The sequence below is a fragment of the Candidatus Defluviilinea gracilis genome, assembly GCA_016716235.1.
In the GTDB taxonomy this organism is placed as follows: Bacteria; Chloroflexota; Anaerolineae; order Anaerolineales; family Villigracilaceae; genus Defluviilinea; species Defluviilinea gracilis.
On record JADJWS010000003.1, the window covers coordinates 175,864 to 189,963 of the forward strand.

A 14,100-nucleotide genomic window follows, 5' to 3' on the forward strand; every position below is an offset into this window, starting at 1 on the left:
CTTGCGCACTTTGCGACAAAAAAGCCCCAGCCTGTGACGAGCGGGGGCTTTCGCGAGCCTTCCGAATTTCAGGACGTGCGGGCGGTATTGTATCAGAATGTTCGTAATTTGAGCAGGGAATGTTATAATCCGCGTATGGCTTTACCAAAGTAGAGAAAAAGGTGTGGTGAGTAGGGCAAAGGCTTGTGAGATGTGCGCGGCAAACCAGCGACGGGCGTGAGCGGCATTATGAAATTTAGCCTGTCGAATGAGAGCCAAAACAAGATTGTTGAGGGAGGCCATGACTTTTCCAGTATTGCCGACAGTCATGCGAGTAGCATCTTCTTTGAAAGTGACATCTCTGCGATAATGCAACCCGGTCTCAATGCCCCAATGGGCGCGGCGAATATGCAAGAGGCGGGCGGGAGTGGCTTGGGTACGGGTCAAACTGGTAATGCCGAATTCGATTTCATGGGAAGTACGGTAGCAGCGTCCAGAACGCCACCATTGGAATTGACGTTCCAAACGGTAGACTTGCGCCAGACCCGGCCAAGTCGAATAGGGGTTGAGCATTTCACTGGTGGTCATCGTGCGAGTTTCAAGGCGGCCATGCCCTTTGTTGACTTTTTGAGCCGTGAGGAAATCGGTCTGGATTTTCCCAAAACCAGGCTTCGGATATTCAGGGGCAAAGAGTTGCTGAATGTGTTGGTATAAGTGCAATTGATTTTCCTTGACTGGCAGAACATAGTCGCCGCCTTGGCTCACAATCTGAGTGGCTAGGGCTCTTTGAGTGTGAATCGCATCTGCGGTGACCACTTTGTGTGAGATTTCCACAGGGTGTAGGGCTTTGGAGGCTTTCGTGATTTCATTTTCTTTGCGACCCACTTCCACCTGCGACAGTACTTTTGCCTGTTCCACATCATAGACACTCAACAAATATTCTCCCGCCTCTTCATCCTTCTTGCGCATGCCGCGCACCGCCTTCCCATCCAGCGCATACACTTCCCCGTGCGCACCACCCTGGTTGTATTCCCCCACCAACCTCTCGATCTCTTCCTGATAGACCACGTGTGCCATGATCCGACGATACGTATTGTAATGCGGCAGGCTGGGTCGCTCCAGACGCAATAACTTCACAAGCTGCTCCTGATGGTTGCTGGCCCAATCCGCAATTTCCATCGGTCGATCACTGCCACACAACTTTGCCAGCACAATGATCATCAGCACAGTTTCCAGACGGTAACGCTTCCCCTTGGCCTTCCGAACATCCGTTAACTGACAGAACCGTTCATACACACTCCCGCGTTCATACTCAAAGCCCTCCGCACTGAACTCTCGTTCAACTTTGCCTGTGCTATACTCCATTTTAGATCCTCCTCGGTCTTTTTGCTTGTCTCTACTCGCAATTGTACCGAGAAGGATCTACTTTTTGCTCTTTGTCAACCTACTTTGGTAAAGCCATAATAATCCGCGCCATGCGATACGAAAAGTTGGGCAATACTTTCCTCTGCATCGGTATGCGCGGATTTGAGACGACCCCGCCTCCTCGAATCGCGCCTGTTGCCTGAACGGATTTCCTTCGTTTGATTACGCCGTGGCGCCAAGCGTCACGGCGTTTTTGTTTAATCCAAGCCCGGTGGTTGAGTAGCCCGAAGCGAAAGCGGAGGGCGTACCGAAACCACAGGTTCGTATACAAACTTTTGTAATAAGAAATATTTTACGGCGTGGTGGTCTCGATACGGGCTTCGCCCACTCGACCACCGAAGTAAACAAGTATTATTGGAGCACACATGATCTCGATCACAATTTCAAATACCACCCTCATCCTCGGCTCTCACGCCATCTTCCGCGACTTGGGTTGGGAGATTCAACACGACCAGAAGATCGGGTTGATCGGACCGAACGGCGCGGGGAAGTCATCACTATTGAAAATGATCGTCGGCGAGCACGCGCCCGAAAAAGGCGGGACGGTCATTCGCGCGAAAGGCGTGACCGTTGGCTACCTGCCTCAGCATCCCGAATTCGAACCGAATCGAACGGCGATCTCGCTCGCGCTGGAGGGAAATCCGCGCGTGGCGGAGGTGGAAGCGGAGTTGCAGCGAGTCGAATCGAAATTGGGCGAGCCAGAAGTGTATGGCGACTCGAAAAAATTGGCGCGTGTGTTGGATGAACAACACAAACTGCTGGAAGAGTTCGAGTCGCTTGGCGGCGCGAATTACGAATCTCGCGTCCGCGAAATGTTGCGCGGACTTGGTTTGCCCGAATCGGATTTCGAGAAGCCCGTCCATGTGTTGAGCGGTGGACAGAAAAAGTTGATCGGGCTGGCGCGGCTATTGCTGGCGAAACCGTCTGTATTGTTCCTCGATGAGCCTGACAATCACCTCGACATGCCGGGCAAAACGTTTCTCGAAAAACTAATCAATGCCTATGACGGCGCGGTAGTCATCATTTCACATGACCGCTATATCCTCGACGCGGTGGCGAGTCACATCGCCGAGATCGAAGACGGAAAGATCACAACCTTTGCAGGAAACTACACCGAATACATCATAGACAAAGAAGAACGGCTTGCGCGGCAGGAGGAGTTGTTTCGAGTCCAGCAACGCGAGATCGGGCGGTTGGAAATTGCCATCAAACGCTTTGCGATGTGGGCAAAAGTCTACGACAACGAAAAGATGGCAATCAAAGCGCGATCCATGCAGAAGCGGCTCGACAAGATGGACAAGATCGAAAAGCCCGTGACCGAACGCCGCAAAATGGATCTGGAACTCAATGGTTGGCGCGGGTCGAATCAGGTGTTGGAGTTTGTGGGGGTAAGTAAACATTTTCCACACCTTGCGACTCTACCCTCACCCCTGCCCTCTCCCACAGGGAGAGGGAGTCGCGTGATTGATAACATCAACTTCCTCATTCGGCATGGCGAGCGCGTGGGGCTGATCGGCGCGAACGGCGCGGGGAAGTCTGTGTTACTGCGATTGATCCTCGGAAAAGAGAATCCCACAAGCGGCGAGATCAAGATCGGGCCCAGCGTGAAGGTCGGATATTACGCGCAGGAACACGAGACGCTGGACTTCGATCAATCCGTACTGGACGCGGTGCGACTCGGCGGCAACATGAGCGAGGGACGCGCCGTTTCTTTCCTGACCCGCTACCTGTTCACCTATCGTCAAGCGACTCAAAAGGTCGGCTCGCTCTCGGGCGGCGAGCGGAGTCGGCTTCAGCTGGCGTTACTCGTCCTATCGGGAGCCAACTTCCTGTTGCTGGATGAACCGACGAACAATCTCGATATCGCCTCCGCTGAAGTGTTGGAGAACGCGCTCAACGATTTCAACGGGACCGTCCTCGTCATTTCGCATGACCGTTATTTTCTGGATCGAACCGTCAACCGCATCTTCGAGTTGAAAGATTCACGCATCGCTGAATATACCGGTGGTTACAGCGACTACACGGAAGCCATCGAAAGAAAAAAGGAAAAGACGCTATGACGATGCTGGAAACCGAAAGATTGATCCTGAGAGAGTTTGCTGTGACAGATGCCGAATTCATCCTCAAACTGCTGAACGAACCGTCATTCATCCAGAACATCGGGGATCGCGGCGTTCGAAGTGTTGCCGACGCGGAAGGATATCTGGAACGCGGACCAATCGCAAGTTACGCCACAAACGGATTCGGTTTGCTGGCGGTCGTTTTGAAAGAGACCGGCGAAAGAATGGGCATGTGTGGGTTGATTAAACGCGAGGCGCTGGAGGATGTGGACATCGGGTACGCGTTCCTGCCGCAATTCTGGTCGCGCGGCTTTGCCGTGGATGCGGCGCAACGAGTGGTGGAGTTTGCCCAAGAGACGCTCGGGCTGACACGCATTGTCGCCATTGTAGACCCGAAGAACTCAGGCTCGATCCGCGTGCTCGAGCGAATCGGCTTTGCGCATGAAAAAATGATCAGGCTGTCTGCGGACGATATCGAATTAAAATTGTATGCTCGCCAATTGAGGCAAGAGTAAAGGAACTACCTACCTGACAGTTTAAAAAATGGGACGCAGAAAAACGCTGATAAACGCGGATTTTTCAAAAACGGGCGAAAAAAGTTTTTATCAGCGTTTTCAGCGCGCTTCGCGGTCAGCGTCCAAAAAAGGAAAGTATCGGGTAGTTATTAAAGGAATTGGCAAAACCAATAATCGCTATGACAAAATCGAATTTGCTCCCGTACTTCGAAGCGACCTTCGCCGCGGTGGTTTGGGGCGCGTCGTTCATTGCCACCAAAGTCGCGCTGAAGGATGTCTCGCCGATCACCATTGTGTGGCTCCGCTTTGGGATGGGTCTGCTCGTTCTTGGCGCGGCGGTTGCCCTGCGAAAAGAATTTTCCCTGCCGAAGAAAAACGAGTGGGGGTATTTCGCGCTACTCGGCTTTTTGGGCATCACGTTTCATCAATGGCTTCAATCGAACGGCTTGCAAACTTCCGAGGCTGGCACCACCGCGTGGATCGTGGCGACGACTCCGGTCTTCATGGCGATTCTCGGTTGGCTGATCCTCAAAGAGGGATTATCGCTCGTCAAGATTTTCGGCATTGCGTTGGCATTCTTCGGCGTTCTGCTTGTCGTTTCGGATGGAAACCTCGCTTCGATCTCGATTGGGAAATTTGGCGCGCCGGGCGACATCCTCATCCTCGTCAGCGCGGTCAACTGGGCGGTCGTGTCGGTCCTCTCGCGGCGCGGACTGAAAACCACCTCGGCAAGTCTGTTCGTTTTCTATATGATGCTGTTCGGCTGGCTGTTCGCCTCCGCGCTATTTGTTGGGAATGGATTGATTGTAGAAGTCCCTGAGTTGACTTTCAACGGCTGGCTCGGAATTACTTTTCTCGGAATCTTTTGTTCGGGGCTGGCGTACATCGCATGGTACGACGCCTTGCAAGCATTAACCACTGCAAGCACCGGTGTATTTTTGTATATCGAACCGTTGATCGCGATGGTCGTCGCGTTCTTCATTCTCAATGAAGCGATCACGCTTGCATCGTTGGTCGGCGGTGGAATTATTTTGTTTGGCGTGTGGTTGGTAAACCGTTGAGGTGACGGTCACTTCGCAAGTGACCGTCACCTTACTGCCGATAGCCTCCCGCGCCACGCGTGAAGGGTGGACAAACTCGAAGAGCAGAATCAGGCTCACCCGTTGGGGCGAAGCGGGTATTTATCCACGTGAAAATCGGGAAGAACTTCCTTCCAACAATAAAAAATGCGGGTGTATAATCCGGTCACTATATTCCCACGAAACGGAGGAAAGACCCATGGCAAGCGTAACGTTCGATCACGTGTTCAAAAAGTATGGTGATGTAACCGCTGTGAATGACCTGAATATTCACATCGAAGACAAGGAATTCCTTGTGTTGGTAGGTCCCTCGGGATGCGGCAAGACCACCGCCCTGCGCTCGTTGGCTGGCTTGGAGGAAATTTCCAGCGGCGAGATCCGCATTGGCGACCGCGTGGTGAACGATGTGGCGCCGAAAGACCGCGATATTGCCATGGTCTTTCAGTCCTATGCGTTGTACCCGCATCTCTCGGTGTACGATAACATGGCGTTCGGTTTGAAACTGCGCAAAACGCCGAAAGAGGAGATCAAGCGCCGCGTGAGCGAAGCGGCTGAGATTTTAGGCATCACGGATTATCTCGACCGGAAGCCGCGTCAGCTTTCAGGCGGACAGCGCCAGCGCGTGGCGGTGGGGCGCGCCATCGTGCGCGAACCGAAAGTTTTTCTGTTCGATGAGCCGCTCTCGAACCTCGACGCGAAATTGCGCGTGCAGATGCGCTCTGAGATCAGCAAACTGCACCAGCGGTTGCAGACCACCTTCATTTATGTGACTCACGATCAAACCGAAGCCATGACGATGGCGACGCGTATTGCAGTGATCAACAAAGGCGTGTTGCAACAACTCGACACGCCGCAGAATCTGTACGACCGCCCGAACAACTTGTTCGTGGCTGGCTTCATCGGCTCGCCTGCCATGAACTTCTTCCGCGGCAAGTTGCGCAAAGATGGAGATACATTACTGGTGGATACCGGCGATTTCTCTGTGGCGATTCCCTCCTCCAAGGCAAAGGCATTCGAAAACCACGCGGGCAAAGAGGTGGTCTTTGGCATCCGCCCTGAGAACATTCACGACGCCGACTTCGTCCCCGCGAATATCGACTCGGAAAAGGTCAATGTAAAAGTGGACGTAACCGAGTTAATGGGTAACGAGATCTTCCTTTACCTGATGAGCGGACAGAACACGTTCGTCGCGCGCGTCGATCCACGCTCGAAATTGCGCGTGGGTCAACAGGCGCAAGTCGCGTTCGACATGGATAACTTCCACATTTTCGATGCGGCAAGCGAGCAGGCAATACGATAAATTCTCACGCAAGATTTTCAGATCACGATTAGCGCGGCGACACCGCGCTAATCTGCTTTTCGAGGTTGAATGACCACACCAGAATGGGTGCAAGACGCGATCTTTTATCAGATTTTTCCCGACCGATTCGCGCGCGGCAGGCGCATGCCCGACATCGGATTTGAAGAGTGGGATTCCGCTCCCACCCCGCACGGCTTCAAAGGCGGCGACCTCTACGGCGTTGCGGAACGACTCGATTATCTCGTGGACTTGGGAATCAACGCGCTCTACCTCAACCCGATATTTTCATCCGCGTCGAATCATCGCTACCATACATTCGACTACTACAACGTGGATCCGCTCCTCGGCGGCAATGACGCCCTGCGCGTTCTGCTGGATGCGGCGCACAAGAAGAACATCCGCGTCATTCTCGACGGGGTGTTTAATCACGCCTCGCGCGGCTTTTGGCAATTTCATCATGTGCTCGAGAACGGAGCAGGCTCGCCCTACAAGGATTGGTTCTTCTTCGATGAAGAACGCCTGCAAGGGAAAAAACATTGGGGCGCGTACCCAAGCCCGCATGAGCAGAAACTTTTGCATCATGAAGACAGTCTCACCGCCATCGGTTACCGCGCGTGGTGGAACTTGCCCGCGCTTCCAAAGCTCAACACGAACAATCCCGATGTGCGTGAGTTTCTTTTTGATGTTGCCGAACATTGGATTCGATTCGGCGCGGACGGCTGGCGGCTGGATGTGCCAGCCGAAATTGACGACGATTCGTTCTGGCAGGAATTCCGCCGCCGCGTGCGGAGCGCAAACCCCGAGGCGTACATCGTCGGCGAGATTTGGCACGAGTCGCAACGTTGGCTACAGGGCGATCAGTTCGACGCGGTGATGAATTACGTCGCAACGAACGCGTGTGCGGCATTTTTCCCCGCCAAGCATCTCGATTTGCGCGTGGCGCACCAGCAGTCGAATTTTAAAAACATTCAGGGCGCCATTGACGCACACGAGTTCGCAGACCGAATTGACCACATGATGGGCTTGTATAAACCCGAGATTACGCGCTCGCAACTGAACCTGCTCGACAGTCACGACATGCCGCGCTTTTTATCGTTTGCAAGCGGCGACAAAGACTCGCTCAAACTCGCGTGGCTGTTCATGATGACCATCACCGGCGCGCCGTGCATCTACTACGGCGACGAGATCGGCCTGGACGGCGAGCACGATCCCTTTTGCCGAAAGTCATTCTCATGGGATGAACACAAATGGGACAAGGACTTGTTGGGCTACTTTAAGGAGATCATCGCGCTGCGGACGAAGAATCCCGCCTTCAGGCGCGGCGACATGAAGCGGCTCTGGTCGGCGAACGGCGTGTATGCTTACTCGCGTTCGTTCGAGGGGAAAACTTTCATCGTGGCGTTAAATGTATCCGAATCGCCTCAGCAAATTCACGTCACGCATGAAACGCATCCTTCCACAAAGAAGAATCTTCATGCAGTGCATGGAATCGCCCACGACATTATTATTGAAGAACGGCTGAAATTCACCATCCCTGCCAGAAGCGGCGTGGTGTTGAAGTGAATCAAAGATCGCATGCGCCGTGATGGAGGTTCTTCGCCCCTCTCACATCATCCTCGGTGTTCTTCAAGAGAGATACACTGCGTCAGGCGAGTTGTAAAGCCTGATAGTTTTTGGCAGTTTTGAAGGCGATCTTGGACGTTCGGCTCCAGCGCACTGCGCGAAAACCATCATAACCATCATCACTTACAAGGGTTTGATTATGCAGGAAAAGGAAACTGCTATGTCGAACAATGAAGCGCAGGAAGTCTTGGACAAGATTCTAGGGGATCTCAACAGCGACGATACAACAAAACAGTTAGACGCCATGCATATGTTGGAGCACGTGAATTACTCCAGCCCTGCCATTGTGAAGCGGCTGGAAGAATTGGCAGTTAAGGCTCAAGGCGCAGTTCAAAAATACGCATTGATCGCGCTCGGACTTCAAACCAGTCAACGGGTCTTGTCTCTACGCGCCGCCATCCCCAACGAAGACAGGACGCTGATCTTGCGCGAAGTTGCCAAGTGGGAAGAGGATGGATTGATCGAAACTCATCGCGCCGAGGAGATTCGACGACGATATAATCCCGACATCCACACGAGTATCGCGATCAAGCAACCCGCGCCTGCCAAAACGATCGCCGAGCCAATATCGAAAGTCGAACCATCCGAACCTTCGGCTCCACCGGCGCTTCACCCTGAAACGCCAAAACCGACCGTCCAACCTCTGCCCGCGTCAATGCCAAGCATGTCATTGACGCAGGTTCTATTGAGCGAGACAAGCGCGCGGATCTATTTGTATCTCGGCGCGTTCTTTGTGATCGCGGCGGCGGCGATCTTAGCCGCGCTTGTTGAATCCGCGCGGTTACCCGTTTTGCTGATCGCCACGATTATTTTTGCCGCAGGCGCAGTGGGGTTCAAAAAGCGATTGCCTCAACCCAGTTTTGCGTTTGCCGTAATCTTTTCCTTCCTGCTCCTCATCGATGCGGGCGTGATCGCCGATCTCCTAAGCATGCCCACAAGGTTCAACGGTTTATATTGGTCTGCTGTCTTCATCATGATGGCGGTCATTTGGGCGTTCGACACATGGTTCTATCAATCGCGCATATTCAGCATGACATCGTTCGCAGGACTCACACTCGGTGGGATTCGTCTCGTGACCGCGTTCGCAGGATCTCTAGACTGGATAATAGCCACGGCGGGAATCTCCGCATTCATCGGCTTGCTCGGTGTGTACAGCCTCAAGAGGTGGAAGGGTACTACTTTTGCCCTGCCATTGTTCATCTCTACCCAAGCAGCGCAAGGAATGACTCTAATCGCTTCTGGAATAGCGATCATTGTGAATCTCTTCAAGTCAAGCATCACAGCCGATATTTGGATCGCAAATATCCTGACGTGCCTCGTTGTCGTATTGTACTTCGCCGCGAGCGATCTGATCATTCCGTTCGTGCTTTTCCCTTGGGCGGCTGTCGCTTCTCTTTTCCTCATCCCCTTCCTGTTCCTCTCCATGTTTGACGCGCCCGCGCCCGCAATGATCGCCGGCTTCGGCACGTGGGGCGCGCTTATGGCCTTCAGCAGCGCTATTGCAGGCCGCTTGAAAGACGATCTAGCTCAGAAATATCAATACCCTCTGCTCGCTTTGTCCCTGCCGCTGTTTTCGGTAGCGATTCTCTGGGGCTTGGCGGAAGGGGTCACGTATGCGTTCGCCGCATTCCTTGCCACAGGCATTGTGTATGCCTTGGTCCACGCAAGCCAACCGCGCTGGTATGTGTGGACAGCCGCCCTGCTCGCCGGGCTTGGCGCATTCCTCTCGTTCTTTGCATTGCCTCCCATAAAAACAATGGAGATATACATTGGCTATCGGTTATTACTGGCGAGTATGCTATTGCTCCTGCCCGAGTTATTCTTCACAGGTCCGCTTAGCATCAAGCGCGTCTGGAACTGGCCCCCCGTCGCTCTGGGAATTGGCGTAGTTGGATTCAACATGCTGGTCGCGTATGTATTCCTCACCGAAGGCGCGCTGTACTTCGGTTATGCGGCGATCATTTTCGGCGTCTATGCGCTTTTGTCTACGGCATATGCCTATCGATTCAAATCTCCTACAATTGGCTATCTTGGAACTTCGTCTTTTGCATTAACGGTCGTCTACATGTTGGCGTTTTTCGAACTCGACGTACGACTTCCTGTTCTCACCTTCTTGAGCGCGATGTACTACCTCGGGGGAACCGTCCTCAGAAGCATGAAACAAACCAAAGCATTGGGTATGGTGTTTAGTTACAGCGGACTTGCGCTTGGGATATTCTATTCACTGGTCGAGTTTTTGACTCCCGCGCAATACAGCAGCGTGGAGAATGCGTTTCCAATCGCCATCGCCGCAACGCTGTTCGCGGCAGAGGCATTCGCGCGCCGCAATGTGTGGCTGGCATTTCCCGCGAACGGTTTGTATCTGACCTCATATTACACCCTGCTCATCAGACTCAACGTGGACGAACCCCAATATTTCACCATCGGTGCGGCGTTATTAGGCATGTTGATGCACTATTTGCTCGATCGCGCAAAGAGCAAAGAGGGCGCATTCCTGATGGGCATGGCTTCGCAACTGGTCTTGCTTGGCACTACTTACATTCAAATGTTATCCACCTGGTTGCTTGGTTTCTTCCTGGTCTTGTTCGTGCAATCGCTTGTGATTCTTGCGTACGGCATCGTCATACGCTCGCGCAGTCTCGTGCTTGCGCCGATCGGCTTTGTTGTGCTGGGGACATTAACGATCATTTATAGCGCGCTGAAAAACCTCTCGCTCGTCGTCATCATCGGCACGACGGGACTTATCTTGCTCGCGCTTGGCATCTTTGCTGTGCTGGCGCGCGAACAAATCACCGCGCTGGCTGGGCGCTTCAGAGATTGGAATGCATAGAAAGGAAGCCATGAAAGAGCCGTCTATCTCCAATCTATTCGACTAATCGCCAAAGACTGCCTTCACCAGCGCGGGCAAAATCTCGCCCGATTTGCCTTGAATGAAAAAATCCACCTTGGAGGTAAGCGGCGTCGGTTCCATATTGACTTCCACCACCACTGCCCCATTATTCTTCACGGCATACGCCAACGACGCGGCGGGCTGGACAACGCCCGATGTGCCAATGGAGAAGAAGACATCGCAGGCGCGAGCCGCTTCAACCGCCGCTTCAAGCTGGTCGCGCGGAAGCGACTCGCCGAACCAGACGACATCCGGGCGGAGCAAGCCGTCACAGTGAACACAGCGGGGAACGGATTCTGAATCTTCATCCCACGTTTCGGCAAACTCTCCACATTTGGAACAGCGCACGCGTTGGATGTTGCCATGCAGTTCGAACAGGTTGCGAGTCCCTGCCATGCGATGCAAACCGTCTACATTTTGAGTGATGAGGGTAAATTGGGGAATCTTCGATTCGAGCTCAACGAGGGCGTAATGACCGGGATTGGGTCTCACCCCTTTGATGGCTTCACGCCGCCACGCGTACCAATCCCAGACGAGTTTGGGGTTGCGGGCAAAGGCTTCGGGCGAGGCAAGGTCTTCGGGCTTGTATTGCGCCCAGAGTCCCGTCTGCGAATCGCGGAAGGTGCGGAGTCCGCTTTCTTGCGAGACGCCGGCTCCGGTCAGCGCGACCAGTTTGCCCGTCCGTGAAAGAAGCGAGATCAATTCAGGAGGAAAAGTCACGAGAGGTCAATACGGCCGGCACATTATCAGGGAGAGCGTCTTATCGTACACCTGCGAGCGGAAGAGTTCCACGCCGTTTTTATCGTAGGCGACCAGTTGATATTCGACCCAGGCTTGGATGAACCAGTAATATTTGCGGATGTTCTTTGCGCCAACCTCATAGATGAAGGTTCCATTCTTGCCCGGCAGCATTTCGACGGAACTCCAATCGCCCAGCAACATGGTATCCGATTTTTCGCGCGGGCGCATGAACAGCAAAACATAATCGGTGTGGATGATATCCGACACGAAAGCAGTGACCTTGATGGAGCGCGGCGAGCAGGGACCGGAATTCCAATAGACCGCGCCGCCGGAGAGCAGGATGGTGAGGAAGCCTTTATCGACTGGCGTGAAAAACGATTCGCCAATCACCGTGGAAGGCGCTTTAAACGTGGGGGTTGGAAATGGCGTGGAGGTTTCAGTTTGATCTGGCACAAGCGGCGTGGCGGTTGGGGTAAACGTGACCGGCGTGGGCGTCAGTGTGGCGAACAGGTCTACCGTTGGAAACAACGTAACGGTGGGTTGCGGCGTGGGCGTATCCTGCGGGATCGGCGTGGGGGTGGCGATCATTTCGAGAATCGGAGCCAGCCCCCCACAACCGTTCATCAAGAATGCGGCAGCGAGCAGAATGGGGAATAATCGCTTCATGAAAAATCCTCTGTGCAATCGATGGTCATCAAGGCATATTCATCGCCCGGCAACTGGTGAGCGAGATATCGACGCGCGAAACGATCGAGCGGCTCAACACCGTCAGCCCCACCGTTGAGGCAACGAATTGATATTGAAGCCAGGCGTCTTGAAAATCTTTATACTCGGCGATCTGGTCGATATGCAGGGTGTAGAAATACGTTCCCCTATCGTTATCGTTCATGATGGCGCCCGCGCCCCAGGGAGTTTTTCGCCCGCTGTATTTATCTTGCAAGCGGACGAAGAGCAACACGTAGCGAAGTCCGCGCTTCTTCATGACGGTGGTGATCAACTTGACCGACCGCGCGCCGTCGCATCCATACCCCCATACGAGTTGGTTCGTGGACCTTTGGGCGGATACAAACAACTGCGGACCGGGCGTGAAGAGGCTGACGTCGAGCGGCTCAAGCGTAATGGTGGGGCGAACCGTAGGCGTAAAGGTGGGGCGCGGCGTTTCCGTCACGCGCGGCGTCCCGGTGGGAGGGGTTGTGGTCGCTTTCGCTGTGTTGATCGCAAACAGATCGGGGGTGAATGTATCGGGCAAGCCAAAAGCGGTTGGGGTTGGACCCTGGGTGTTCGTCTGCGTGGGTTGTAGAAACGCCAAAGAGTCGGGAAGCGAGGCGCAACCGGCAAGGAGGGAGATGATGGCGGTGATGATAAAAAATCGTTTCATGAAATACCTTTGATATCAGGTTTCAAACCGCATTGTCCACTACTCGGCGTTTATCTTTGCGAGCAACATAGACAAGGAACCGTACAGGTCGACTACGGCTCCCATTGCGGTTGCCAATCGGGGTCGGGGTTGACAGTCACCTGCCGCATATCGGTTCCGTCGGCGCGCATGATAAATATATCAGCCTGATCGTTATTTCGCAACGAGTTGAAGGCGATCCACTGACCGTCCGGCGAATAGGAACTGGCGGCGTTATTGCCTCCGTCGGTGAGTTGTGTGGCGGTCTGCGCCGCAACATCGACGCGGAAGATATCCTTGTCGCCATCGGGTCCCGCGTAGATCAGCAGGTAGCGCCCATCCGGCGACCAATCAAGGCTACCACCGATTCCAGCGAGGTTGCGTGTTAACTGCCGGACATTCGAGCCATCTGCCCCCATGAGAAAGATTTGATATTCGTTCGGGTTATTCACCGCCATGGCAAAGGCAATAGTATTCCCGTCCGGCGACCAGTCTGCCGCCACGATGGTGTCTGCCCCGGTGTAGAGCAGGCTGGCGTTTTCGCCGTTGTTATCCACCATCCACAGGGAAGTTGGACCTGTGCCGGCGCGGTTGGCAAAGAGGATTCGTTTTCCATCCGGTGAAAAGCTGGGAGAAATCACATTCCCAATGAAATCCGTCAGGCGGATCAATTTTGCCCCATCGAAGATAAAGAGAAACAGGTCGAACGCGCCGCCGTTTTGGTTCGAGGCGTAGACGATGGAGCCGCCCTTCGGCGAATACACGGGATAATAGTTATGCGCCTCCACGTTTGTGAGTTGCTGGTATCCCGTCCCGTCGGCGTTGACCCAGCACAGCTGGTTGAAATCGCCTCGCGTGCAGGTGAAGATGATCCGCCCGATGTTCGGCTTGGTCGGCAACGGGAGCGGCGTGCGCGTGGGGAGCGCGGTAGGCAGGTCGGGGTTTTCAACGTTGACCGTCGTGACATCGATCTGGTTGACGGGAATGAGGAAGCATAAACCAACCGCAAGGAGCGCCAAAAGCAAACCAAAAGGCAGGCGGAAGCGCGATTCGCCACCGCGCCGTGAAAAGATTCGTCGCCGGGACATGAGG

General features: G+C 54.0%; 11 protein-coding genes. 6 read left to right on the forward strand and 5 right to left on the reverse strand.

Going from position 1 to position 14,100, the window contains the following annotated elements; all coding sequences use genetic code 11:
* Nucleotides 1–141: 141 nt before the first annotated feature.
* Nucleotides 142–1,344 (reverse strand): ISAs1 family transposase, encoded by a 1,203-nt coding sequence (locus IPM31_14650; GenBank protein ID MBK9008220.1) that lies wholly within the window; start codon nt 1,342–1,344, stop codon nt 142–144.
* A 425-nt stretch (nt 1,345–1,769) separates the two neighbouring features.
* Between IPM31_14650 and IPM31_14655 the strand changes: the two genes are divergently transcribed.
* From IPM31_14655 to IPM31_14680, 6 genes are all read left to right on the forward strand, one after another.
* Nucleotides 1,770–3,464 (forward strand): ABC-F family ATP-binding cassette domain-containing protein, encoded by a 1,695-nt coding sequence (locus tag IPM31_14655; GenBank protein MBK9008221.1) that lies wholly within the window; start codon nt 1,770–1,772, stop codon nt 3,462–3,464.
* Nucleotides 3,461–3,979: a GNAT family N-acetyltransferase gene (locus IPM31_14660; protein ID MBK9008222.1), complete on the forward strand. Its 519-nt coding sequence runs from the start codon at nt 3,461–3,463 to the stop codon at nt 3,977–3,979. Before IPM31_14655 ends, IPM31_14660 begins: the two co-directional genes overlap by 4 nt.
* Before the next feature lie 179 nt (nt 3,980–4,158).
* Entirely contained in the window at nt 4,159–5,040 is an 882-nt protein-coding gene (locus IPM31_14665) for a DMT family transporter (GenBank protein ID MBK9008223.1), read from the forward strand.
* 217 nt (nt 5,041–5,257) lie between these two features.
* Nucleotides 5,258–6,358 (forward strand): sn-glycerol-3-phosphate ABC transporter ATP-binding protein UgpC, encoded by a 1,101-nt coding sequence (gene ugpC / locus IPM31_14670; GenBank protein ID MBK9008224.1) that lies wholly within the window; start codon nt 5,258–5,260, stop codon nt 6,356–6,358.
* Nucleotides 6,359–6,427: 69 nt separating this feature from the next.
* Nucleotides 6,428–7,921, forward strand: coding sequence for a glycoside hydrolase family 13 protein (locus tag IPM31_14675; GenBank protein ID MBK9008225.1), 1,494 nt, complete (start codon nt 6,428–6,430; stop codon nt 7,919–7,921).
* 220 nt (nt 7,922–8,141) lie between these two features.
* The gene (locus IPM31_14680) at nt 8,142–10,811 is read left to right on the forward strand and encodes a hypothetical protein (protein ID MBK9008226.1); all 2,670 of its coding nucleotides are present in this window, start codon (nt 8,142–8,144) and stop codon (nt 10,809–10,811) included.
* Nucleotides 10,812–10,853: 42 nt separating this feature from the next.
* On the opposite strand, the gene IPM31_14685 is transcribed toward IPM31_14680, so the two are convergent.
* The 4 genes from IPM31_14685 to IPM31_14700 form a co-directional block, all read right to left on the reverse strand.
* A complete protein-coding gene (locus tag IPM31_14685; GenBank protein MBK9008227.1) occupies nt 10,854–11,591 on the reverse strand; it encodes an NAD-dependent deacylase in 738 nt (245 codons plus the stop codon).
* 6 nt (nt 11,592–11,597) lie between these two features.
* On the reverse strand, nt 11,598–12,278 hold the full coding sequence (locus IPM31_14690) for a hypothetical protein (GenBank protein MBK9008228.1): 681 nt from the start codon (nt 12,276–12,278) through the stop codon (nt 11,598–11,600).
* Nucleotides 12,279–12,306: 28 nt separating this feature from the next.
* Complete coding sequence (locus IPM31_14695) at nt 12,307–12,990, reverse strand: hypothetical protein (protein ID MBK9008229.1); 684 nt, start codon at nt 12,988–12,990, stop codon at nt 12,307–12,309.
* Nucleotides 12,991–13,082: 92 nt separating this feature from the next.
* Complete coding sequence (locus IPM31_14700; protein MBK9008230.1) at nt 13,083–14,096, reverse strand: PD40 domain-containing protein; 1,014 nt, start codon at nt 14,094–14,096, stop codon at nt 13,083–13,085.
* Nucleotides 14,097–14,100 lie beyond the last annotated feature (4 nt).

Excerpts from the sequence above, each read along its gene's own strand:
- IPM31_14655 (MBK9008221.1), top strand. The coding sequence starts at position 1,770 with ATGATCTCGATCACAATTTCAAATACCACCCTCATCCTCGGCTCTCAC.
- IPM31_14665 (MBK9008223.1), top strand. The coding sequence starts at position 4,159 with ATGACAAAATCGAATTTGCTCCCGTACTTCGAAGCGACCTTCGCCGCG.
- IPM31_14675 (MBK9008225.1), top strand. The coding sequence starts at position 6,428 with ATGACCACACCAGAATGGGTGCAAGACGCGATCTTTTATCAGATTTTT.
- IPM31_14700 (MBK9008230.1), bottom strand. The coding sequence starts at position 14,096 with ATGTCCCGGCGACGAATCTTTTCACGGCGCGGTGGCGAATCGCGCTTC.
- IPM31_14695 (MBK9008229.1), bottom strand. The coding sequence starts at position 12,990 with ATGAAACGATTTTTTATCATCACCGCCATCATCTCCCTCCTTGCCGGT.
- IPM31_14690 (MBK9008228.1), bottom strand. The coding sequence starts at position 12,278 with ATGAAGCGATTATTCCCCATTCTGCTCGCTGCCGCATTCTTGATGAAC.
- IPM31_14650 (MBK9008220.1), bottom strand. The coding sequence starts at position 1,344 with ATGGAGTATAGCACAGGCAAAGTTGAACGAGAGTTCAGTGCGGAGGGC.
- IPM31_14660 (MBK9008222.1), top strand. The coding sequence starts at position 3,461 with ATGACGATGCTGGAAACCGAAAGATTGATCCTGAGAGAGTTTGCTGTG.
- IPM31_14680 (MBK9008226.1), top strand. The coding sequence starts at position 8,142 with ATGTCGAACAATGAAGCGCAGGAAGTCTTGGACAAGATTCTAGGGGAT.
- ugpC (MBK9008224.1), top strand. The coding sequence starts at position 5,258 with ATGGCAAGCGTAACGTTCGATCACGTGTTCAAAAAGTATGGTGATGTA.